General features: G+C 59.8%; 19 protein-coding genes and 2 pseudogenes. 12 read left to right on the top strand and 9 right to left on the bottom strand.

The features are described 5' to 3' along the window. Window positions 1-141: 141 nt before the first annotated feature. Window positions 142-1,761 (bottom strand): glucan biosynthesis protein D, encoded by a 1,620-nt coding sequence (locus AO277_RS26105; protein WP_004667163.1) that lies wholly within the window; start codon window positions 1,759-1,761, stop codon window positions 142-144. A 574-nt stretch (window positions 1,762-2,335) separates the two neighbouring features. Between AO277_RS26105 and hflK (AO277_RS26095) the strand changes: the two genes are divergently transcribed. The 5 genes from hflK (AO277_RS26095) to cfaB all read left to right on the top strand — a co-directional run bounded on the left by hflK (AO277_RS26095) (window position 2,336) and on the right by cfaB (window position 9,776). Beyond that, window positions 2,336-4,282 carry a protease modulator HflK gene (gene hflK, locus AO277_RS26095; RefSeq protein WP_044319140.1) on the top strand — a complete coding sequence of 649 codons (1,947 nt, stop codon included), beginning with the start codon at window positions 2,336-2,338 and terminating at the stop codon, window positions 4,280-4,282. 11 nt (window positions 4,283-4,293) lie between these two features. Then, a complete protein-coding gene (gene hflC, locus AO277_RS26090) occupies window positions 4,294-5,328 on the top strand; it encodes a protease modulator HflC (RefSeq protein WP_044319141.1) in 1,035 nt (344 codons plus the stop codon). Further along, a complete protein-coding gene (hflK, locus tag AO277_RS26085) occupies window positions 5,325-6,395 on the top strand; it encodes a protease modulator HflK (protein ID WP_005734943.1) in 1,071 nt (356 codons plus the stop codon). Before hflC ends, hflK (AO277_RS26085) begins: the two co-directional genes overlap by 4 nt. Then, window positions 6,392-8,317, top strand: a complete 1,926-nt coding sequence (locus AO277_RS26080) for a cation-translocating P-type ATPase (RefSeq protein WP_044319142.1) — start codon at window positions 6,392-6,394, stop codon at window positions 8,315-8,317. Before hflK (AO277_RS26085) ends, AO277_RS26080 begins: the two co-directional genes overlap by 4 nt. A gap of 271 nt (window positions 8,318-8,588) precedes the next feature. Beyond that, window positions 8,589-9,776, top strand: a complete 1,188-nt coding sequence (cfaB, locus tag AO277_RS26075; RefSeq protein ID WP_044319143.1) for a C17 cyclopropane fatty acid synthase CfaB — start codon at window positions 8,589-8,591, stop codon at window positions 9,774-9,776. A gap of 46 nt (window positions 9,777-9,822) precedes the next feature. Here the strand turns inward: cfaB and cls are convergent, their stop codons facing one another. Next, entirely contained in the window at window positions 9,823-11,262 is a 1,440-nt protein-coding gene (gene cls, locus AO277_RS26070; protein WP_044319144.1) for a cardiolipin synthase, read from the bottom strand. A 169-nt stretch (window positions 11,263-11,431) separates the two neighbouring features. Between cls and AO277_RS26065 the strand changes: the two genes are divergently transcribed. Then, window positions 11,432-11,953: a DUF3617 domain-containing protein gene (locus AO277_RS26065; protein WP_044319145.1), complete on the top strand. Its 522-nt coding sequence runs from the start codon at window positions 11,432-11,434 to the stop codon at window positions 11,951-11,953. Between the two features lie 199 nt (window positions 11,954-12,152). Further along, window positions 12,153-13,379, top strand: a complete 1,227-nt coding sequence (locus AO277_RS26060; RefSeq protein WP_044319146.1) for an N-acetylmuramoyl-L-alanine amidase — start codon at window positions 12,153-12,155, stop codon at window positions 13,377-13,379. Window positions 13,380-13,384: 5 nt separating this feature from the next. On the opposite strand, the gene AO277_RS26055 is transcribed toward AO277_RS26060, so the two are convergent. Further along, entirely contained in the window at window positions 13,385-13,768 is a 384-nt protein-coding gene (locus tag AO277_RS26055) for a hypothetical protein (protein ID WP_044319147.1), read from the bottom strand. Window positions 13,769-13,908: 140 nt separating this feature from the next. Here AO277_RS26055 and zigA point away from each other — a divergent pair, with 140 nt between their 5' ends. Both zigA and AO277_RS26045 read left to right on the top strand, forming a co-directional pair. Next, a complete protein-coding gene (zigA, locus tag AO277_RS26050) occupies window positions 13,909-15,120 on the top strand; it encodes a zinc metallochaperone GTPase ZigA (RefSeq protein WP_044319148.1) in 1,212 nt (403 codons plus the stop codon). Next, a pseudogene (locus AO277_RS26045) lies at window positions 15,120-15,736 on the top strand (DUF1826 domain-containing protein). The gene zigA and the pseudogene AO277_RS26045 overlap by 1 nt, the downstream one beginning before the upstream one ends. 4 nt (window positions 15,737-15,740) lie before the next feature. Here AO277_RS26045 and AO277_RS26040 read toward each other — a convergent pair. After that, the gene (locus tag AO277_RS26040) at window positions 15,741-16,115 is read right to left on the bottom strand and encodes a hypothetical protein (RefSeq protein WP_044319153.1); all 375 of its coding nucleotides are present in this window, start codon (window positions 16,113-16,115) and stop codon (window positions 15,741-15,743) included. A 52-nt stretch (window positions 16,116-16,167) separates the two neighbouring features. On the opposite strand from AO277_RS26040, the gene AO277_RS26035 reads away from it, so the two are divergent. Further along, the gene (locus tag AO277_RS26035) at window positions 16,168-17,139 is read left to right on the top strand and encodes a CobW family GTP-binding protein (protein WP_044319154.1); all 972 of its coding nucleotides are present in this window, start codon (window positions 16,168-16,170) and stop codon (window positions 17,137-17,139) included. A gap of 109 nt (window positions 17,140-17,248) precedes the next feature. On the opposite strand, the gene AO277_RS26030 is transcribed toward AO277_RS26035, so the two are convergent. Next, complete coding sequence (locus AO277_RS26030) at window positions 17,249-17,641, bottom strand: DUF3301 domain-containing protein (RefSeq protein WP_002555923.1); 393 nt, start codon at window positions 17,639-17,641, stop codon at window positions 17,249-17,251. A gap of 118 nt (window positions 17,642-17,759) precedes the next feature. Here AO277_RS26030 and pdxY point away from each other — a divergent pair, with 118 nt between their 5' ends. Beyond that, window positions 17,760-18,626, top strand: coding sequence for a pyridoxal kinase PdxY (gene pdxY, locus AO277_RS26025; RefSeq protein WP_044319150.1), 867 nt, complete (start codon window positions 17,760-17,762; stop codon window positions 18,624-18,626). A gap of 48 nt (window positions 18,627-18,674) precedes the next feature. Here pdxY and AO277_RS26020 read toward each other — a convergent pair whose 3' ends face one another. After that, the gene (locus AO277_RS26020) at window positions 18,675-19,160 is read right to left on the bottom strand and encodes an acyl-CoA thioesterase (RefSeq protein WP_002555921.1); all 486 of its coding nucleotides are present in this window, start codon (window positions 19,158-19,160) and stop codon (window positions 18,675-18,677) included. 292 nt (window positions 19,161-19,452) lie between these two features. On the opposite strand from AO277_RS26020, the gene AO277_RS26015 reads away from it, so the two are divergent. After that, window positions 19,453-21,216, top strand: a complete 1,764-nt coding sequence (locus AO277_RS26015) for a cation:proton antiporter (protein ID WP_044319151.1) — start codon at window positions 19,453-19,455, stop codon at window positions 21,214-21,216. Between the two features lie 40 nt (window positions 21,217-21,256). Here the strand turns inward: AO277_RS26015 and AO277_RS26010 are convergent, their stop codons facing one another. The 3 genes and pseudogenes from AO277_RS26010 to AO277_RS25995 all read right to left on the bottom strand — a co-directional run. Further along, window positions 21,257-21,664 (bottom strand): SMI1/KNR4 family protein, encoded by a 408-nt coding sequence (locus AO277_RS26010; RefSeq protein WP_004659120.1) that lies wholly within the window; start codon window positions 21,662-21,664, stop codon window positions 21,257-21,259. Window positions 21,665-21,794: 130 nt separating this feature from the next. Beyond that, window positions 21,795-22,637, bottom strand: a complete 843-nt coding sequence (locus AO277_RS26005; protein WP_044319152.1) for a Tim44 domain-containing protein — start codon at window positions 22,635-22,637, stop codon at window positions 21,795-21,797. A 326-nt stretch (window positions 22,638-22,963) separates the two neighbouring features. Beyond that, a pseudogene (locus AO277_RS25995) lies at window positions 22,964-23,056 on the bottom strand (IS5/IS1182 family transposase); the annotation flags it as partial.

Genomic DNA, 23,056 nt, shown 5'->3' with positions numbered 1-23,056 from the left:
CAATATTCTTTCACGGCTGCGAGTTTTGCCTGCACTGTATATTTACCCATGACGCCTCCAAAGGTTGCGTCCAACCTTCGGGGGTCATACCACTCCGCGTGGGAATGCCTTTCGTGACGCTCTGCGTCACCTATCTGCGGACTACGGGTACTTGCGTCTGTCCGGTGCTGGCGGGAAGTACTGGTACATCCACGTTTCGCTCAGCGTACGGTCGCCAGTGCGGATGAACATGCGCATTTCAACCGGCTCGACCGAGTCGCTGTCCGGTACCCAGTCGAAGGTGACGCGGTAGCCCTTGATGTCCGGCAATACGAGGATGTTGAAGTCCTGCACCTTGCCATGCGTGACCGTGACGATGGGCTCGATCCCGGTGCCTTCCGGCAAGCGATCCAGACCGCCGCCGTTGAAATCCACAGCAAAGCGGCGCGCCCAGGTTTTCGGGTAATGCTCGCCAGGTGCCCAGCCTTCGAGGAAGCCGCCCATGCCTGAACGAGTGGCGTGGACCTGCGCCAGCGGCGTGCTTACAGGTGGCAACGGGCTCCAGAACAGCTTGTAGCCGTAGTTCATCGAATCCCCGGCCTTGACCGGCGTCTTCGGTGTCCAGAACACCACGATGTTGTCCATCGTTTCGCCCGTGGTCGGCAGCTCCAGCAGGCTGACCTCGCCTTCGCCCCACGCGGTAATCGGCTCGACCCACAGGCTCGGACGGCGGCTGTACCAGACTACGGTGTCCTGATAGCTGGAAAACTCGTGATCGCTTTGCACCAGCCCGAAACCTTTCGGGTCGGTGTCGGCGAACGCGCTGAATTGCGGTTTGGCCGGGTTGTTCAGCGGACGGCAGATCCACTCACCATTACCGCGCCACATCGACAGGCGATCCGAATCGTGAATTTGCGGGTGGATGGTGTCGCACATGCGGCGCTCGTGAGTGCCGCAACTGAACATGCTGGTCATCGGCGAAATGCCCAGTTGCTGGATATCGGTACGGGCATTGATGTGCGCGTCGATTTCCATGACTACCTGGCCAGCCTGACAGTCGATGTCGAAGCGGTAGGCACCGGTTGCACTGGGCGAGTCGAGTAGTGCGTAAACCACAAAGCGTGTGGCGTTCTTGTCTGGCGTTTCAAACCAGAACTTGGTGAAGTCGGGGAATTCTTCCTGACGCTTGGCGTAACTGTCGATGGCCAGGCCGCGGGCCGACAAACCGTATTGCTTGTTGCTGTCCACGGCCCGGAAATAGCTGGCACCGAGGAACGAAACAACGTCGTTGATGGCGATTTCCGGCGCCTTGAACAACTTGAAGCCTGCAAAGCCCAGATCGCCCTTGACCAGATTCTTGTCGATGCCGCTGCTTTCGTAGTTGAACAGGTCATGGCGGAAATGCACTTCGCGCGCCTGCTTGTTCTGCGGGTCGACGCTGTACATGCGCACCGGCGTCTTGAAACCCATGCCGACGTGGAAGAAATGCACGTCGAGCTGACCGTGGACGTCTTTCCACAGTGAGTGGTTCGGGTCGTAGCGAATGGCATTGAATTGCAGCGGCGTCATATCTGCCAGGACGGGTGGCAGCACTTGCTTGTTGCTCACATAGCCTTTGCCTGCGAGCTTCTTGGCATGGGCTTGCAGCTCTGCAAAATCGAAGTGTTCGATCTCGCCATCGGCTGCGGCGGCCAGTGCTCGCGCAGCATAAAGCCCTGAGGCCGACACGCTGCCGTAAGCGGCCAACGCCATGGACGCTTTCAGGAGATTTCTGCGATTCATAAGGGTGAAGCCTCTGAGTAATTCTGTGCGTCCTGCACAAAAAATGGCGCGCCAACGACTCCTTGCCGAACGCAAACTACCCACAACAGATAACAAAGACGAGATCCCGTTCGGAAATCAGTCAAAAAAAATCGCCGATTGTGCTCAATGGAAGCGGCATCCAGATGGCAGGAATGGACGTTTTTCAGGCCTGTTGGGGTGGGTTGAATGCGCTCGGCACCGCTTGGCGCAAGGCTTGCGAGCGAGGTGGGCGCGCAGCGCCGGTCAGGACGATAGGGTGCGTTGGCGCAGAGCGCCCGAATATGCGCGCAATATTCAGCAACCATTTTGCCGGGTCGCAGACTGAGCAAATGTCAGTCTGCCGCAGGCAGAGCGTCCAGTACCGCATGCTGGCGCGGAGCATCTGCACGATATCCAGCCCAATCATTTGCCGCTATATCGCATTCGTTCAGGCAATAGTCCTGACGAAAGTTTCACTCTGCGTGTTATATCGTAACGCTATGATGCAGCTGCATTAATGGATGCCGATACACGGCTCTCCACAGGGCAATAATCAGCGGGTGCCGGGGTAGTGATGCGGGTTGATTTGGGTGAGCACGATGGCCTCGAAGGCCTGCCGCGTTTTCAAATGGCGGTGCAACAGGTTCGGCGTCTCGGGCGACTGATGTATGTGAGCGGTGGGGTGGGCGCGTTCGGGCTGCTGCTGGCGCTGTCCATCGATCTGTTTTCCCCTGGTTCGTTGTGGATGGCCGTGCTGGGCAATGCGTCGGCGGCGCTGATACTGCTCGCTGCGGGCCTGCAGTCGGCCAGGCACGTCGCGATGTGGCGTGCCCGCGCGTTGGCTGCACCTGTTGCCGCAGACTCTCCCGCAACGGCGCAAGCGCTCGATGAAACCGGCTGGTATGAGCGCCTGCTTACCCGGCTGAGCGATTCGGGCGAGTCACTGGTTCGGCACATCGGCAGCTCGACCCTGTGGCTTGCCGGGTGGGCAGTGCTGGCGTTGATCGTCATCCGCGCCTTCTGGAACCTGACGTTGTCTGGCTCCGACCTTTCCACTTCAGGCAATCTGGTGGGCAGTATCCTGTTGCTGTTGGCGTTCGGGCTATTGGTCATCGAGCGGCAACTGAGCAGCGAGCCCGAAGGCCAGTCGCCAGAGGCCGGGGCGCTGGCGCAGTTAGTGCGCATGACGCTTATCGTTCTGTTGGTCGGCGCGTTGTGCCTGTTCTTCTCCAGCGCTGATCGCGTCTGGCCTGCACGGCTGGCTGTGTTGACCGGCCTGCTGCCATTGGGTGTGGCGCTTGAATTTCTGTTGCGGGCTGTGTTGTCGGTGTTCAGCCCGCGCACTCCGCGTCTCGAGCCGCGCCTGCTGGCCGCCAGTTTTATCGCTGACCTGCTGCGCTGGCCGCCGCGCCCGTTGCTCGCCTTGCAGCATGAGCTGCACAACCGCTTCGGTATTGATCTGCGCCAGATCTGGGCCTTTACCTACATGCGCCGCGCCTTTTTGCCGGTGCTGGCGGTGGTTGCAGCGCTGGGGTGGGCGCTGAGCGGCGTGCATGAAATTCCGATGCAGGGGCGAGGCATTTATGAGCGGTTCGGCAAGCCGGTCGAAGTCTTCGGACCGGGTCTGCATGTCGGTTTACCTTGGCCGTTCGGCCGGGTTCTGGCGGTTGAAAACGGCGTGGTACATGAGCTTGCGACCAGTGTTTCTGCGGCCGACGCGGCCGAGCAGACGCTGGACCCGGCCGAAGGCCCGCCGCCGGGCAGCGCCAACCGGCTGTGGGATGCCAGCCATATCAACGAAAAATCCCAGGTCATTGCCAGCAGTGCCGGCGATAAGCAGAGCTTTCAGATCGTCAATATGGATGTGCGGTTCGTCTACCGCATCGGCCTGACAGATGCCGCGGCGATGGCCTCGACCTATAACAGCGCCGATATTCCTTCTCTGATCCGCAGCACGGCCAGCCGCGTGCTGGTGCATGACTTTGCCTCGCGCACGCTGGACGAGCTGCTCGGCGAACAGCGCAGCGGGCTGGCCGATGACATCGGCAAAGCCGTGCAGGCTGACTTGCAGCGTCTGGACAGCGGCGTTGAACTGCTCGCCACGGTGGTCGAAGCCATCCATCCGCCAGCAGGTGCCGCCAATGCCTATCATGCCGTGCAGGCTGCGCAGATCGGCGCACAGGCGCTGATCTCCCGCGAACGCGGTGCGGCCAGTGACAAGGCCAACCAGGCGCAACTCAATGCCAGCGTTGCCCGCGATCAGGCCAGTGCCGCAGCCCGTGAAGTTCTGGCCACAGCGCAAGGCGCGGACCTGCGCTTCAGTGCCGAGCGCCAGGCCTATGCCAAGGCAGGGCAGGCGTTTTTGCTGGAACAATACCTGGCGCAACTGACCGAAGGCCTGGGCAATGCCAAGCTGCTGATACTCGACCACCGTCTGGGCGGCGACAACGCGCCGACCATCGACCTGCGTACCTTCACCCCACCGGCAGACCCAACGGCGCCGCGTAAAGCCGTTCAGTAAGGAGTCGTCCCTTGAGTCTGTTTCATCATCATCATCATCACGATCACGCCGACCACGATAGCCATGACAGTCACGGTCATGGCGGCCACGGCCATCATCATGGCGCGACCGGTCCGGCAGCGTTCCATTGGCGACGGGCAAGCCTGGCGGCGGTGCTAATCGCCTTCGCGATTGCGGCGGCGAGCCTGGTGCAGGTGCGCTCGGGTGAAGCGACCGTCGTCACCCGCTTCGGTAATCCTTCTCGCGTTCTGCTCGACCCGGGCCTTAACTGGCGCTGGCCCGCACCGTTCGAAGCGACCATTCCGGTGGATCTGCGCCTGCGTACCACGTCCAGCGGTTTGCAGGATGTCGGCACCCGTGACGGCTTGCGCATCATCGCTCAGGCCTATGTGGCGTGGCAGGTACAGGGCGATGCCGACAACGTGCAGCGCTTCATGCGCGCGGTACAAAACCAGCCCGACGAAGCAGCGCGGCAGATCCGCACCTTTGTCGGCTCTGCGCTGGAAACCACCGCGAGCAGTTTCGACCTGTCCAGCCTGGTGAACACCGACGCCAACAAGGTGAATATCACCGCGTTCGAAAATCAGCTGCGCCAGCAGATCGATCAGCAACTGCTGGCGACCTATGGCGTTCGTGTTCTGCAGGTAGGCGTCGAACGACTGACCCTGCCGTCGGTGACGCTTAACGCCACCGTGGATCGCATGCGCGCCGAACGCGAGACCATCGCCACCGAGCGGACCGCCGTGGGCAAGCGTGAAGCGGCGCAGATTCGCTCGGCAGCCGAGCGCGACGCGCGCATTGTCGAGGCCGATGCCACGGTCAAGGCGGCCGATATCGAAGCGCAGTCCCGTGTTGAAGCCGCGCAGATCTATGGCCGCGCCTATGCGGGGTCGCCGCAGCTCTACAACCTGTTGCGCTCGCTGGACACGCTGGGCACCATCGTGACGCCGGGTACTCGCCTGATACTGCGCACCGACGCCGCGCCATTCCGCGTGCTGGTGGATGGCCCGCCAACGCTGGACGGCAAGAGCGGAACGCAGCCATGAGCCAACCGGTCGACGAGCCCGTAACGCAACGACCGCCTGCCAACAGCCCCTGGTTGCAGGCGAGCCGACTGGCGTTCATCGGACTGTATGGCGTGACCCTGCTGGCTGCGCTTGCCTGGGCGACGTCCAACGTGCGCCAGATCGATCCGCAGAACCGTGCCGTGGTCATGCGCTTCGGCGCGCTCGAGCGGGTGCAGAACGCAGGATTGCTGACCGCCTGGCCGCAGCCGTTCGAGCAGGTAGTGCTGCTGCCCTCGGCTGATCGGGTGATCGAGCGACGGGTGGAAACCCTGCTGCGTTCGCCAGCGGCACTCAAAGCCGATGAAATCGCGACCCTGTCAGCGCCGATGAGCGATGCTCTGGCAGGTTCTGGTTTTCTGCTGACCGGTGATGCCGGTGTGGTGCAGCTGGACGTCACCGTGTTCTACAAAGTGACTGACCCCAACGCCTTCGTATTGCAGGGCGATCATGTATTGCCCGCACTGGACCGGCTGGTCAATCGCAGCGCCGTGGCGCTGACTGCAGCGCGAGACCTGGACACCATTCTGGTTGCCCGCCCCGAGCTCATCGGCGCTGACAGTCAGGCGGCAGAGCGTCGTGAGCGGCTGCGCGGCGATCTTGTGCGCGGCATCAATCAACGCCTGGCTGAGCTCAACGCGACCGGGATGGGCATCGGCGTCGAAGTCGCTCGGGTGGATGTGCAGTCGAGCCTGCCGACGTCGGCGGTCAATGCTTTCAATGCCGTGCTGACGGCCAGTCAGCAGGCTGACCAGGCCGTGGCCAACGCACGCACGGATGCAGAAAAACTGACCCAGACCGCCAATCAACACGCTGATCGGACCCTGCAAGTGGCGCACGCACAAGCTTCCGAGCGCCTGGCCAAGGCACAAGCAGCCACCGCGACCGTCGTCAGCCTGGCGCAATCTGCCGAGAACCGCAGCGATCCCGGCCTCATGCAGCGCCTTTACCGTGAACGTGTGCCGGGCATTCTGCATCAGGCAGGTTCGGTCACCACCGTCGATCCCAAAGACGATTCCCGCCTGATCATTCAGGGAGCACCGCAATGAGTGGCGAAGCCGTTCACACCCATCACGCCATCAAACCGCAAGCGGATGGCAGTCTGCTGAGCAACGCAGAGCAGCGTAGCGCAGCCCGGCAATTGACCCTCGCGATGCTGGCGCTGGGCCTGTTGGCATTGGGTCTGGTCTGGCGTTTTTTCGCTCCGGAACAGGCAGGTGTCAGCCAATTGCTGTTGGGCGCTGCCTCGCTGCTGGTGGCGATACCTGTGATCAGCGCCGGTTGGCACAGCCTGCGGCATCCAAGCCTGCATGGCATCACCGATCAGTTGATCGCGCTGGCGATGCTCGGTGCCTGGGCCACTGGCGATCTGATGACCGCCGCCTTGCTGCCGATCATCATGATCTTTGGCCATGTGCTGGAAGAGCGCAGCGTGATCGGCTCGCAGGAAGCCATCGAAGCGCTGGGTCGTCTGACCCGCAGTCAGGCACGTTTACTCGGGCCTGACGGCAATATTCGCGAGGTCGACAACGCAATGCTCAAGGCTGGCGATCAGGTTGAAGTGCGTGCAGGTGACCGGGTCCCGGCGGATGGTCAGGTTCTTTCCGGGCAGGCCAGTCTGGACACTTCATCAATTACCGGCGAGTCGGTGCCACTGGAAGCCAGTATCGGCATCGAAGTGTTTGGTGGGGCGATCAACCTGGACGGGCTGCTGCGTATCGAAGTGACCCGCATCGGCGATGAGTCCACGCTGGGCAAGGTCATCGCGCTGATGCAGAGCGCGGAGCGTTCCAAGCCGCCGATCACACGCCTGCTGGAACGCTACGCAGGCAGCTACATGGTGCTGGTTTTGCTGATCGCGGCGCTGACCTGGTTTATTACTCAGGATGCTCAGGCGATGCTGGCGGTGCTGGTGGCTGCCTGTCCCTGCGCACTGGTGCTTTCGGCTCCGGCCACGGCCATCGCCGGTATCGCAGTCGCCGCGCGGCACGGCATTTTGATCCGCAGTTCGGCGTTTCTCGAAGAACTGGCTGACCTGAACTCACTGGTTGTGGATAAAACCGGCACCCTGACCTATGGCCGACTGCGCTTGCAGTCGGTGCAGGCTGACGGGGCGCAGCATCCGCAATTGCTCGAACTGGCGGCCAGCCTGGGGTCGGCCAGCAGTCACCCGGTCAGCCGTGCATTGGCCGGGCTTGTGGATAACACTCGGCTGCTGCCGTTGCTGGACACCCGTGAGCGGCAGGGACTGGGTGTGGTGGCGTCCACCGGGCAGGGTGAGGCAGCGCTGGGTCGTCCGGAATTGTTCGAGCAGTTGGGCATTGTCACCCCCGTCGTACCTGCACATGACGGCCCGCTGGCCGGGTTGTCGCTGGATGGCGTTTTCCTGGCCTGGCTGCTGCTGGCCGACAGCGTCAAGCCTGAAGCGCAGGCTGCGCTGTTTGAATTACGTGAGCTGGGCATGGGACGGCAGTTGCTGTTGACCGGCGACCGACAAAGCGTGGCCGACAACCTGGCACACGATATTGGCATAGCAGACGTTCAGGCGCAGGCATTGCCGGAGGACAAACTGAACCGTGTCATGGGCGAGATCGCCAGTGGCTTCCGGCCGATGGTGGTCGGTGACGGGGTCAACGATTCCCTGGCTCTCAAGGCAGGCGTGGTCGGCGTCGCGATGGGGGCGGGCGGGGCGGACATTGCCCTGGCTTCCGCCGATATCGTGCTGATCGGCAGCGATCTGCGTCGTCTGGGCACCTGTGTGCGGCTCAGCCGTCAGTGCCGTCAGACCTTACAGGTCAACGTGATCATCGGTCTGGGCTGGACGCTGGCCATCGTTGCGCTGGCCGCCTTTGGTCTGCTCGGCGCTGCCGGCGCAATGGTCGCGGCTATCCTGCACAATCTGAGCACCTTATTAGTGTTGGGCAATGCCGGTCGCCTGCTGCGCTTTCAGGAGCCATTGCTGAAGCTCTAGGCATTTGGTGAACGACAAGGCTCAGGCTAGCGGCGCTGATCAGCGTTATAAAACGGCTTGAGCTTTGACGAATTCTGTTACAAATTAAGCGCTGTGTTTCAGTGCGTGATCCAAATTCAGGCTGTCTTTCGGCTCGAATCAGTGGGCACAGGGCTGTTCCCCGAAGTTGATTCATTGCAGTTTTGCCGTCGCCAATAGCCTTTGCGGGCCCTTTTGCGGGGCCCTTGCTGGATTACTCTTTTTGAGTTTCTGGATAAGGGGGTGATTTTGAATGCTTACACAACTTCCAACGACCTTGCAGAACCTTCATCTGCCGTTACGGCTCAAGCTCTGGGACGGCCATCAGATGGACCTGGGGCCTGCGCCCAGCGTCACGATAGTGGTCAAGGACCCGCAACTGGTCTCCGATTTCAACCACCCCAGCCTGGGCTTGCTCGGCAGTGCCTTCGTAGAGGGGCGGCTGGAGCTGGAAGGTTCGATCAGCGAAGTTGTCCGGGTTTGCGATGAACTGACTCATACCCTTGTGGATGCTGATGACAGCACCGACAACCCGATCCGCGTCCAGCATGACAAGGACACTGACGCCGCGTCGATTGCCTACCATTACGACGTATCCAACGACTTCTACCAGCTCTGGCTCGACAAAGAGATGGTCTACTCCTGCGCGTACTTCAAGACCGGTGACGAATCGCTCGAGCAGGCGCAGCAGGATAAATTCCACCACCTGTGCCGCAAGTTACGGCTCAAGCCAGGTGAGTATCTGCTGGACGTGGGGTGCGGCTGGGGCGGACTGGCGCGGTTTGCCGCTCGCGAATATGGCGCGAAGGTTTTCGGCATCACGCTCAGCGAGCAACAACTGACGCTGGCCCGTCAACGAGTGCAGGCCGAGGGCTTGCAGGACAAGGTCGACCTGCAACTGCTCGACTACCGCGACCTGCCGCAGGATGCGCGCTTCGACAAGGTGGTCAGCGTCGGTATGTTCGAGCACGTAGGACACGCTAACTTGCCGTTGTATGCGCAATGCCTGTTCTGTGCGGTGAAGGAGGGCGGCCTGGTCATGAATCACGGGATCACCGCCCGGCATACGGACGGGCGTCCTGTCGGGCGCGGTGCCGGGGAGTTCATCGACCGCTATGTATTCCCCAACGGCGAGCTGCCGCACCTGGCCATGATCAGCGCCCATATCAGTGAAGCCGGGCTGGAAATAGTCGACGTGGAAAGCCTGCGCCCGCACTACGCCAGAACGCTGGAACACTGGAGCGCGCGGCTTGAATCAAGGCTCGGCGAAGCCGCCCGTATCGTGCCCGAACATACCCTGCGCATCTGGCGTCTGTACCTGGCGGGCTGCGCCTATGGATTCGCCAAGGGCTGGATCAACCTGCACCAGATACTCGCCGTGAAGCCCTTTGCTGATGGCAAGACCGGGTTGCCGCTGACGCGGGAGGATATTTATGGATGAGACTTATCTGTTGTTCCCGCTCATGCGTGTTGAGTGAGCAGGGGCGTCACAGAATCGGCGAAATCAGCCGCGCCACGCGCATACCCAGTTGATGCAGGCGCCGCGTTTCGTGGCTTTCCTGCACGGATATTTCGCGGGCGAGGTTGAAGTCGGCAGTGAGCATGGATTCCACCTGGCTGGAGAAGTCGCTGTCGAACGTCAGTAGCATCAGTTCGAAGTTGAGGCGGAACGAGCGGTTGTCGAGGTTTGCGCTGCCTATGGCAGTGATGTCGTTGTCGACCAGCACGACCTTCTGGTGCAGGAAGCCTGGTTCGTAACGGAATACCCGCACGCCGGCACGCACGGCATCGAAGGCGTACAGGCTGGAGGCGGCATAGACCACATAATGATCAGGTCGTGAGGGCAGCAGCAGGCGCACATCCACCCCGCGCAGTACCGCCAGGGTCAGCGCAGCGGTCACGGCTTCGTCAGGTATGAAGTAAGGGCTGGTGATCCATACGCGCTCTTCGGCAGCGTGGATGGCTTCGACGAAGAACAGCGAGCAGGTTTCCTGCGCATCGGCCGGGCCACTGGTCAGCAACTGGCAGAGCACACCATCCTCGGGAAACTCATCAGGCAGGCTCAATGGTGGCAGCTCGCGGGTGGCCCAGAACCAGTCTTCGGCGAACGACTCCTGCAGGCAGGCGACCACCGGGCCGATGACTTCTACATGGGTATCGCGCCAGGGTGCCAGCGGCGGCTTCAGCCCCATGTATTCATCACCGACGTTATGCCCGCCCATGTAGCCTTTCAGGCCATCGACGACGACGATCTTGCGGTGGTTGCGGAAGTTGATCTGAAAGCGATTCAGCCAGCCGCCACGTGTGGCAAAGGCTTTTATCTGCACGCCACCGTCGCGCAATTTGTCGATGTAGGCCCCCGGCAGTGCGTGGCTACCGATCCGGTCATAAAGGACAAAGATGCCTACGCCCTCGGCGGCTTTTTCCAGCAGCAGTGTTTGCAGTTGGCGACCGAGGTTGTCGTCATGAATGATGAAGAACTGAATCAGGATTGTCTTTTTCGCCTCACGGATGGCTTTGAAGATCGCTCCGAAGGTTTCCTCACCATTAATCAATAACCTGACCTTGTTGTTGGCCAGTGCAGGCATGTTTCCCAACTTGGGCATGGCGCGCAACGCTGCATAGGCATCCGAGCGACGTGCTGCCACAGCTTCCTCGATCCACGGCCGCCAGTTGAGGCTGCCAATCGCAATGCGCATTTCCTGGTTGGCCTGGCGACGCGCCTTGATATACGCGTCGAACGAGCTTCTGCCGAACACCAGATAAGGCAGCAGGGTGAAATACGGAATGAACAGCAGCGGCATCGCCCAGGCAATCGCACCTTGAGAGGTACGCACCGTCAGCAGCGCGTGAATGGCGGCGCCTGTGCCCAGCAAATGAATGAAGCCGAGGACATAACCAAAAAAGTACGGGTCGTGATAATCCATGTGGAACAATGCTCCTCGTCTTTGCTGCCTAACAGACCACAGCTGAACGGGAATGTCGCTATTTTATTCCCCATGCAACTGGGCGACTCCTGTGCCGTCTAAGGCTTATCTTCCGGCTGGATGATTCCGGCCCCGTTTACATCTGCAATCGTCCATCAGGAATCTTGAAATGAACAAACGCATATTGGCCTGGATGTTTTGCCTGGCTACCCCCCTGGCTCAAGCGCAGATGCTGCAACCCGGCTTGTGGGAACTGACGTCGAGCAATATGAAGGTGGACGGACAGCAATTGCCGGACATGCAATTGATGCTGGGGCAATTGCAGAATCTGCCGCCTGAGCAGCGCGCCATGATGGAACAGATGATGAAGAAGCAGGGCGTGTCGCTCGGCGGCAAGGGCGTGAGAGCCTGCCTGACACAGGCTCAGGTACAGTCTGACAACATCCCGCTGACTGATCCGGCTTCCGGGTGCACGCAAAAAATCACCGCGCGAAATGGCAAGACCTGGAACTTTCAGTTTAGCTGCCCGAAAGCTCAGGGCACCGGGCAGACGCAGTTCCTTAGTGATCGTGAGTTCACCACAAACGTGGTAGGTACTTTTAACGCCACTGGTCAGCAACAGAATGGCAGCATGGACACTCGCGCTGTATGGCTGGGGCCACAGTGCGGCAATGTCGCCCCGCGTACCTGATCAAATTCAGAGGGTTATGTTCCACGTGGAACACTCTGTCTGAAGGCGGTGATTTTTTGTCACGTTGGCGGGGCGCCAGATGACGGAATCTTCATGAAAGGCTTCATCTTTCGTTCGTAACTGCATGTTATATTGTTACTAATGATGTGGATGAACCCTTCGTGAGCCGGGATGCTCAATTTGCTCTTTGAGATGTTCCATGCACCGACGCCAAGTGTTGCTCAACATGCTGCTGGTCAGCGCGGCTCTGAAGTTGCCGTTGGGTGCCTATGCCACACAGATTCGTAACGCCCGCCTGTGGCGTACCAACGACAAGCTGCGCCTGGTCCTCGACCTTAGCGGCCCGGTGCAGTACAAAACTTTCACGCTTTCCGCCCCCGACCGTCTGATCATCGATGTCAGCGGTTCGCGGCTGACCGGCGACTTCAGCCAACTGGCGCTGGACCGTACCGTTATCAAGTCCATTCGCTCCGGGCACTACGGCCAGGGTGACGACACGCGCATCGTGCTGGACCTGACCGCGCCAGTGCAACTCAACAGTTTCCTGCTCGGCCCGGAAGGTGGGCAGGGACACCGGTTGGTGCTGGACATGAGTTCCACGGCCCATGCGCCCGTGCAGATGGCTGAGCTGCCGCCACCGGTGCCCGTCCCGATCCAGACCAACAAGGCGCACACCGGACGCGACATCATGGTGGTGGTCGATGCCGGTCATGGCGGCAAGGACCCGGGCGCTGTAGGTTCTCGGGGTGAACGCGAAAAAGATGTGGTGCTTTCCATCGCGCAGTTGCTGGCCAAACGCCTGAAGCGCGAGAAGGGTTTCGACGTGCGTCTGGTGCGCAACGATGACTTCTTCGTACCGCTGCGCAAGCGCGTCGAGTTCGCGCACAAGTCCAACGCAGACATGTTCATCTCCGTACATGCCGACGCAGCGCCTCGTCTGACGGCCTCTGGTGCTTCGGTGTTTGCCCTTTCCGAAGGCGGTGCAACCTCGGCAACGGCGCGTTTTATGGCTCAGCGAGAAAACGGTGCCGATTTGTTGGGTGCCTCGTCGCTGCTCAACCTCAAGGACAAGGACCCGATGCTCGCCGGGGTGATTCTCGACATGTCGATGAACGCTACCATTGCAGCCAGCCTGCAACTGGGCCACACCGTTCTCGGCAGCCTGGAAGGCATTACCACGTTGCATCAGAAGCGTGTCGAGCAGGCCGGGTTCGCCGTGCTCAAGTCACCGGACGTACCGTCGATTCTGGTCGAAACCGGGTTTATCTCCAACAGTCGAGACAGTCAGCGTCTGGTCACCGCGCGTCATCAGCAGGCCGTTGCAGACGGCTTGTTCGATGGCCTGCAGCGCTATTTCCAGCGCAACCCGCCAGTGGATTCGCACATGGCCTGGCTGCAAGCGCAGAAGCAGGAACAGCAGGTCTGAGCAGGTCAACGGCAGCCGTTCAGCCGGCTGCAGGTGATCTTGCTACGCGTACCGCTTGAGCTGGACACCCGCGTGATTGTTGTCCAGCCCACGCGCTGGACAGTGCCTACCCAGGCTTCGCCATTGGAAGCCAGCCCGGTAAAAAACGTCAGCTGACCATAGCGACTGTTGGTCTGCGTCCAGCGGCGCTTATCGAGTACCTCGTAACCCTTCAACCAGGTCGTCGATCCGGCGGTGGTCACGCTGTAGCTATTGCCTTGGGCATCGCTGCACGCCAGCACCGTCGCGCTACGCGTACAGGTGGCGAGGTCGGCAGAAGGCCTGGGTGGTGCTGCCATCAAGTGCGCGCTGATCAACATCGCCATCAAACCTGTTGAAACCCGTCTCATGAAGATCCCTTCACCAACGCCGTAGCTATTATGTGTTGTTATACTATAACATCTCAGTGTGATTAGAGTCGGCTGCCTGAGGGATTCGTTGCAGCCGAAATGAACAAGGTTCAAGCCTTGCAGCTGCCTGGAGAATCCTGATGGCAAATCTTCTACCCGTTACCGTTCTGTCCGGTTTTCTAGGGGCCGGTAAAAGCACTTTACTCAATTATGTGCTGCGCAATCGTGAAAACCTGCGGGTTGCCGTAATAGTCAACGATATGAGTGAGATCAATATCGACGGCAGCGAAGTTCAGCGCGATGTCAGCCTGAACCATGCGGAAGAAAAGTTGATCGAGATGAGCAATGGCTGCATCTGCTGCAACTTGCGCGAGGACTTGCTCGAAGAGGTCAGTCGTCTTGCTCAGGACGGTCGTTTTGAATATTTATTGATCGAATCCACTGGAATCTCCGAACCACTGCCAGTGGCCGAGACCTTCACTTTTCGTGACGAAGCTGGCAAAAGCCTGATGGATCTGGCGCGTCTGGACACCATGGTCACCGTCGTCGATGGCGTGAATTTTCTGCTCGACTACGAAGCGGCGGACGGCTTGTCCACACGCGGTGAAAGCCTGGGTGAAGACGATGACCGCTCGATTACCGACCTGCTGATCGAGCAGATCGAATTTGCCGACGTCATCCTGCTCAGCAAGATCGACCTGATCAGCTCCAGTGAGCGTGAAGAGCTGATGGCGATCCTGAAGCGCCTCAACCCCGAAGCCGAGATTGTGCCGATGGTGATGGGCCAGGTGCCGTTGGCGACGATTCTCAACACCGGGCGTTTTGACTTCCAGCGCGCGTCTCAGGCACCGGGCTGGCTCAAGGAAATGCGCGGCGAACACACGCCGGAAACAGAAGAGTACGGCATAGCATCAACTGCCTATCGTGCCCGGCGCCCGTTCCATCCGGAGCGTTTTTTCAATTTCATCAATCGCCCGTGGACCAATGGCAAACTGCTGCGCTCCAAAGGCTTCTTCTGGCTGGCCAGCAAATACAAGGATGCAGGTAGCTGGTCGCAGGCGGGCGGCTTGATGCGCCACGGTTTTGCCGGACGCTGGTGGCGCTTCGTGAACCGTGAAAGCTGGCCAGAGGACAGAGAAAGCGTCAAATCCATTCTGGAGAACTGGTCGACTGAAACCGGTGACTGCCGTCAGGAACTGGTGTTCATTGGCCAGAACATCGATTTTGCACGGCTGACCACCGAGCTGGATAACTGCCTGCTCACTGATGCGGAAATGGCGGCGGGTGTCGAGCGCTGGCGCACGCTGGCCGATCCTTTTGGCGACTGGTACGAAGAAGAGGTGGCTGCCTGATGCTGGCCTATCGTTTGAATGACAAGAACGCCGTTCGTCAGGCACACGGCGGCACGCCTGAGGTATTGAGCGAGATCCTCCAGGATGACGTCAACCTTGCGGTCTGGCAGCGTCAGCTGCCTGCGCACATCGAAGATTTCGGTGCCTTGTTGCTGTCGATGGGCGAGCCCCTTGCAGAGTCCATGCCCCTGCAAGTAAGGGGGGGTGAAGTNCCGATTTGCAGGGGTATCAGGGTTTCATTGCCGACGTTTCCTGGCTGGTCAGCGCTTATGCCTGTCTGCTGGGTGCCGAGTGCGTTGGCCTGCGCCTGCGGGTGCTCGATAAAGCCATGTGCCCGCGTTTCCATGTCGATCATGTGCCGGTGCGCCTCATCACCACTTACGGCGGTGTGGGCAGCCAGTGGCTGCATGAAGACGTCATGGACCGCAAACAACTCGGTCGCCTCGATGCCGAGCCCACCAATGCCGCCGACATCCAGCAGATCAGCAGCGGGGAAGTGGCGTTGCTCAAGGGTGAACGCTGGCACGGTAACGAAGGCTTCGGTTTGATCCATCGCTCGCCGCAACTGCTGCGTAACGAGCGCAGGTTGATTCTGACGCTGGACTGGCTGGACTGAAACTTTATTCAGGCGTTACCCATTGCCCCTTGCTCTGGCCTTCACAGAAGGGCTTGAGGTACAGCGCGTCACGGGCGACCCCGTAATAGTGAATGTGCTCGCGATACGGCAGATTGGCGACCTGCGCATTGCGACAGACACCGAAGGCACCTGCCGGGCACTGTTGCGAGTAGGTCGTTTCGGTCTTCTGCCCGGCCAGTTGTGGCTTGCAGAAGTTGTCGTGGAACAGGTCTGCCGGGATATTGATATTTTCCTGGCAGACTTTCACATCCAGCCTTTCGGCCTGGCTGTGGACCAGACACGCCTCGGCCCACGCCGTACCCGAACTCACCGCCAGCAGCGTCAGTGCCAGGCGGGCGGGCAGCCACATCACTTGCATCATTACCCTTCCTTGCTCTTCAATGACCCACGCATTCGTCAAAAGTGATCCCATGCTGCAAAACATACCGACGCATGTCATCGGTGGCCCGCTGGGCGCCGGCAAGACCAGCCTGATCAAACGCCTGCTGGCGCAGAAACCCGCCCATGAACGCTGGGCCGTGTTAATCAATGAGTTCGGACAGATCGGTCTGGATGCCGCCCTGCTGACCACGGATGCCGATGGTATCGCACTTGGCGAAGTGGCTGGCGGCTGCCTGTGTTGCGTCAATGGCGTGCCGTTCCAGATCGGTCTGGGGCGGTTGTTGCGCAAGGCCCGGCCTGATCGTCTGCTGATCGAGCCTTCGGGGTTGGGTCATCCTGCGCAACTCATGGCGCAATTGCGCGAGGCGCCCTGGCGTGGCGTCCTGAATGTTCAGCCCGGCGTGGTGGTGCTGGACGCGCAAGCAATGCTCGCCGGACAACCGTTGCCGAGCACTCAACAGGAAGCACTGGCGGATGCAGGGCTTGTGGTCATGAACAAGTCCGAGCAGCTGGATGAAGTCTCTCGCTTGGCATTGGCCGAACAGTTGCTGCCGCACGCCTTGATCTGGACCCGATACGGGGAGCTGCACCCGAGCCAAATACCGGGGTTCAACGCCGCTGCCGTTGTGGATAAACAGGCTGTGGATAAGTTGATGCTGCCCAACAGCGTTGGCCAGTTGCCTGCGCTATGGGTCGACCCGAAGGTACCGATCTGCCTGATTCAGGCAAGTGCTGAAGGCTGGAGCATCGGCTGGCGCTGGCATCCCTCGCAGCGCTTCGACCTGCAGCGCATTCTGTACTGGCTGGAAAGCATTGAGTGGCGGCGGGCAAAGATGGTTAACCACAGCGAAGGCGGCTGGTATTCCGGGAATGTGGTCGACGGTGCTCCGCTGGCCTGGCAAATCAGCGAATGGCGTCAGGATTCACGCCTGGAATTGATCTTCTCTACACCGCAGGATGTGGATAAGTTGCAGGCGCAGATGGTGGAGTGTCTGGCGTGATGCGCCGCTTGCTCGCGAAGGCGACCCTTCAAACGCCCTCTTTTCGGGGGCTTTGACGCCCTCTTCGCGAGCAAGCTCGCTCCCACAACGATTTGCATTTAACCAGCCGCTACTGCTTCCATTTCTGATGCGATTGACGCCACTCGCTCATTTGAATAATTTCAGCGCTGGGTGGTGGCGTCTTGATTTCAAACGGGTAGGGTGCCAGTTCGATTTGCGCAGTGTGCGCGCCGAACATGGTGATCGTGCCAGGGTGACGCTGCTCGCCGGTCACGGTGAACTCGAAGCCATACACGCGGGCCAGGCGCTTGCGGCCTTGAGCGTCGCGGGCGAAGGTCAGGCGGCGCAGGGCAACGGCGTCGTCCAGCAGTTGCAGCTCAAGGCGTGCGCAATGCTGCTTGACGCGCGCCAGCGCTTTCTCTCGCAGACCATGGGCGTGCCACCACCAGGCCGCAGCACTTGCGAACAGCATCAGCACGAAGATGTTTCCCAGGGTCAGCATGACGGAGTGCTCCAGCGTAGGAGTTACCAGCTTAACTGCCCTGAGTGATTTACAGCCATACTGCGCAACTTATATTTCTCATTATTGCATTTGCATCGTGTTCAGGATTCCGCCCCCAATGAAACGTACGCCTCACTTGCTCGCTATCCAGTCCCATGTGGTATTCGGCCACGCCGGCAACAGCGCGGCGGTGTTCCCGATGCAGCGTATCGGGGTCAATGTCTGGCCGCTCAATACGGTTCAGTTCTCCAACCACACGCAATACAAGCAGTGGACAGGCGAAGTGCTGGCCCCGCAGCAGATTCCCGCACTGATCGACGGGATAGCCGCCATCGGCGAGCTGGGCAACTGTGATGCCGTGCTGTCCGGGTATCTGGGCAGTGCGGCGCAGGGCAGGGCGATTCTGACCGGCGTGGCGCGCATCAAGGCTGCCAATCCCAAGGCGCTGTACCTGTGTGACCCGGTGATGGGTCATCCAGAAAAAGGCTGCATCGTTGCGCCTGAAGTCAGCGATTTCCTGCTGGAAGAGGCTGCGGCCATGGCTGACTTCATGTGTCCCAACCAGCTGGAGCTGGACAGCTTCTCTGGCCGCAAGCCCGAATCGCTGGCCGACTGCCTGGCGATGGCGCGGGCCTTGCTGGCGCGGGGTCCCAAAGCGGTTGTCGTCAAACACCTTGATTACCCCGGCAAGGCTGCCGACGGCTTTGAAATGCTGTTGGTGACCGCCGAGGAAAGCTGGCACCTGCGCCGCCCGCTATTGGCGTTTCCACGCCAGCCGGTCGGAGTGGGTGATCTGACGTCCGGGTTGTTCCTGTCACGCATTTTATTGGGCGACGATCTGGTAGCAGCGTTCGAATTCAGCGCAGCAGCAGTCCACGAAGTGCTGCTCGAAACGCAGGCTTGCGGCAGTTACGAGCTGGAACTGGTGCGCGCCCAGGATCGCATCGCGCATCCACGGGTGAAGTTCGACGCTGTGCGTCTGTAACCTTCAGATGCAACCGAGGGCTCAGGCATCCATGTCTGAGCCTGTCCCTTACAAGGCTTCTTCCTTGATGTCCTGATAACGCTTTTCCAGTTCCTGACGAATCTGGCGGCGTTGTTGCGCCTGAATGAAACGACGCTTGCCTTCCGGGGTTTCCGGTTCCAGAGGCGGTACGCTGGCGGGTTTGCGATTGTCGTCCACGGCAACCATGGTGAAAAAGCAGCTGTTGGAATGGCGTACCGAGCGCTCGCGGATGTTTTCGGTGACCACCTTGATGCCCACCTCCATGGACGTGTTGCCGGTGTAATTGACCGACGCAAGGAAGGTCACCAGTTCGCCGACATGCACGGGCTCGCGAAAAATCACCTGGTCCACCGACAGCGTTACCACATAGCGTCCGGCGTAGCGGCTGGCACACGCGTAGGCCACTTCGTCCAGGTACTTGAGCAGCGTGCCGCCGTGTACGTTGCCAGAGAAGTTGGCCATGTCCGGGGTCATCAATACAGTCATCGACAGCTGGGCGTTTCCGGGTTCCATAGCGTACTCACACGGTCAAGGTGTTCAAGGGGCGCCTATCCTGGCGCTCAAGGGGCTTGTGACAGTTATCGGGACGCTGGCCAGCAGGCGGCCGTCACGCGTCATAACTATCTGTTTCCATATATTGCACCGGCTTTATGTCGAAGGGGGCGGTGTTAACCTGCAAAAACCCGTGGATCGGGAATTTTCCTACGCTTTCATCCGATTTTGATGGCGCAACTACCAGCCGACGCCGTTGCAAGAACAGTGCCAGCGGTTTTAGGAGTCATCACCCACAAGGAGCCGTATCCCCATGCATGCCATCAATTTCATTCAGGACCTGGCAGTGATCATGCTGGTGGCCGGCGTGGTGACCATCCTTTTTCATCGCCTCAGGCAGCCAGTGGTGCTCGGTTATATCCTAGCGGGCTTCATTATCGGCCCGCATACACCACCGGTCAGCCTGATTCACGATGAGGACACCATCAAGATTCTGGCCGAGCTGGGAGTGATCTTCCTGATGTTCTGCCTGGGGCTGGAATTCAGCCTGCGCAAGTTGTTCAAGGTTGGCACGACGGCGTTCATCGCGGCTTTCCTGGAAATTGCCCTGATGATCTGGATCGGTTACGAGATAGGGCAGTTCTTTGGCTGGAAAACCATGGACTCGCTGTTTCTCGGCGCGATTCTGGCGATCTCTTCCACCACCATCATCGTCAAGGCGCTCAACGACCTGAAGATGAAGAACCAGCATTTTGCCCAGCTGATCTTCGGTGTGCTGATCGTCGAAGACATTCTCGGCATCGGCATTATTGCGCTGTTGTCCGGCATCGCAGTCAGCGGCTCCGTCAGTTCGGGGGAAGTGTTTTCCACGGTCGGCAAACTGTCGTTGTTCATGATCGTAGCGCTGGTGATCGGGATTCTGCTGGTGCCCCGTTTGCTGGCCTATGTCGCCAGGTTCGAAAGCAATGAAATGCTGTTGATTACCGTGCTGGGCCTGTGTTTCGGCTTCTGCCTGCTGGTGGTCAAGCTGGAATACAGCATGGTGCTGGGCGCGTTCCTGATCGGTGCGATCATGGCTGAGTCGCGTGAGCTGCTGAAAATCGAGCGATTGATCGAGCCGGTTCGTGACATGTTCAGCGCAATCTTTTTCGTCGCCATCGGTTTGATGATCGACCCGAAAATCCTGCTGGAATATGCCTGGCCGATTGCAGTCATCACCGTCGCTGTGGTGCTGGGCAAGATGCTGTCTTGCGGCCTTGGGGCGTTTATCGCCGGCAATGACGGTCGCACCTCATTGCGCGTGGGGATGGGGCTGTCACAGATTGGCGAGTTTTCCTTCATCATCGCGGCGCTGGGCATGACTCTGCAGGTCACCAGCGATTTTCTCTACCCGGTGGCAGTGGCGGTATCAGCCATTACTACTTTGCTGACGCCCTACCTGATTCGCGGTGCCGATCCGCTGTCACTCAAGCTGGCGTCGATCATGCCCCGGCGCGTTGCACGGGTGTTCGGCATGTACGGCGAGTGGCTGCGCAGCATTCAGCCGCAAGGGCAGGGTGCAGTGCTTGCCGGGATGATCCGGCGGATTCTGCTACAGGTCGGGGTCAATCTGGCGCTGGTAATGGCGATTTTCTTCAGCGTCGGCTATTTTGCCGAGCATCTTGGAGGGTACATGGACGAATGGGTGGCGGATGTCAGTCACCAGAAAGCCTGGATCTGCGGCGCGGCGTTGCTGCTGTCGCTGCCGTTTCTGATTGCCGCGTATCGCAAGCTCAAGGCGCTGTCGATGCTGCTGGCGGAGATGGGCGTCAAACCCGAGATGGCGGGCCGACATACCGTGCGGGTGCGCAAGGTCGTGGCGGAAGTGATTCCGCTGTTGTCGCTGGTGGTGATTTTCGTGATGCTGGCAGCATTGTCGGCAAGCATTCTGCCTGCCAACGAATTGCTGCTGGTCATCGCCCTGATTGCCGCTCTGGTTGCGGCACTGCTCTGGCGCTGGCTGATCCGCGTGCATACGCGGATGCAGATCGCGCTGCTGGAGACGCTGGGCAATAATCAGGAATCGTCCGGGCATTGAGCCCGGCGATTACCTTACAGTCTTTACCGGACGGGGTGTCTCAGCTTTCCAGCCAGACATCCCGAGCCCAGTGCCAGACTGACTCCCAGCTTTCCTCGGTGACCAGCTCCTCTTCGGCGGACCACAGCACGACCGTGCCGTCTTCTTCGACGCAGTAGTAGTCGTCGCCGTCCTGGCAGATCGGAATCAGCTCGCGCGGCACGCCCAGATCCCAGGCCGTGGCGGCCACGTCCGGCAAATAGGTGTGCGACTGCGGATCGGTCACGGTGACGGGCTCAAGGCTGCCGTACACCACATCGCTGACCGTCAGGAGAAACTCTTTGAAGACGAACGGAATATTGATGAACAGCTGTTCTTCAATTTCGACCAGTTGGTCTTCGTCTGGCAGCTCAAGCGGAACCGGGACCGGTTCGTTTGCTTCACGCAGTTGTTCGATGACTTCTTCCACGACACAGATCCTCTCACTTGATGGCGCGGGTTATACAGTAGCGTAAAGCCTTTCTCAAAATAACTATCCGAACGGATAAGCAAAAACCCCGGACATGTCCGGGGTTCTGAACGCGAGAAAGGAATCTGGTTCAACCGTTCTGGCGAATTCCTGCTACCAGCCACGGCTGGTTATCACCCTGTGGGCGCTCCATGTTCCAGCTTTCGCTGAACACTTCGCCCTGGTCGAAACGCGAGGTCTTGGACACGCCCGAGAAGGTCAGGGTAGCGATGGTCTTGTCGGCGCGATCATCCACACCGTCCAGTTGAACCTGAAGGTTGTCGATGTAGGTCGACTGGAAGCCATCGCCCAGGTCCGCACGTTCCTTTTTCAGGAACTGCAGCATTTGCGGGGTAACGAACTCGGCGATCTTGTCCATTTCGTTGGCGTCCCAGTGCTGTTGCAGCGACTGGAAGTGGCCACGAGCGGCTTCCAGAAAGCGCTCTTCGTTGAACCAGGCCGGGGCGTTGATCACTGGCGCAGCGGAGGCCGGTGAGGAACTGCCGAAGATCGGGTTCTGCGCAGGCTGGCTGCTTTCACGCTGGTACGGTGCACCGGCAGCGGCCATTTTCGGCTGTTGCTGCTGACGACGACGCGCAATGAAGCGGAAGATCAGGAAGGCGATGAGGCCCATGATCAGGATGTCGAACAGTTGCAGGCCGTTGAAGCCGTCACCCATGAACATCGACGCGAGCAGGCCACCGGCAGCGATACCGGCCAATGGGCCCAGCCAGCGCGAGGCACCGCTTGCCGCAGGCGCAGGACGGCCCGCAGCGTTAGGCGCTGCCGCAGGCGTGGAGGGTGCGGCCTGACGTGTCTGATGCGTAGGCGCCGAGCCCATGCTTTTGCCGCCACCGAAACGCGCGGCGTTCACATCCAGACTCATGGTGAGCCCGATGCACAGCGCCATCGCGATGCTTAAAAAACGTTGCATAAGGGTATTCCCGTTTTGTGATTGCACGCGCGCCATGTTGCACAGCGTGCGACGACATGACCAGCGCGTTAGTGTTTCGGACTTTTACACAAATAGCGTAGGACTTTTCAGCACGCTTCGTAAGACTTGTGATTAGCCCCACGCACCGAGGTTATACACAGGTCTTGGAACGCCCGGAATAAATGGCCTCTGTGCTTCTGCCCGAAGGGCGTGGGAGCGAACTTGTTCGCGAAAAGGTCTTTATAATCGCCGAAAATGCATCGACTGAAACAGCGCCTTCGCGAGCAAGCTCGCTCCCACGGCCTGCGGCCAGAATCAAAAGCGGACTAGGTTTTGTACGAAAAGTATTGCCGCATACAACGTAGGCTACAAGCCAGCGTGACCATGGCTGCGTAGCTCTTGGCCAGCTTGTCGTAGCG

The organism is Pseudomonas amygdali, assembly GCF_002699855.1.
GTDB classification, from domain to species: Bacteria; Pseudomonadota; Gammaproteobacteria; order Pseudomonadales; family Pseudomonadaceae; genus Aquipseudomonas; species Aquipseudomonas amygdali.
Note: the sequence above shows the minus strand (reverse complement) of the source record. Positions and strands in the feature narration are given on the sequence as shown.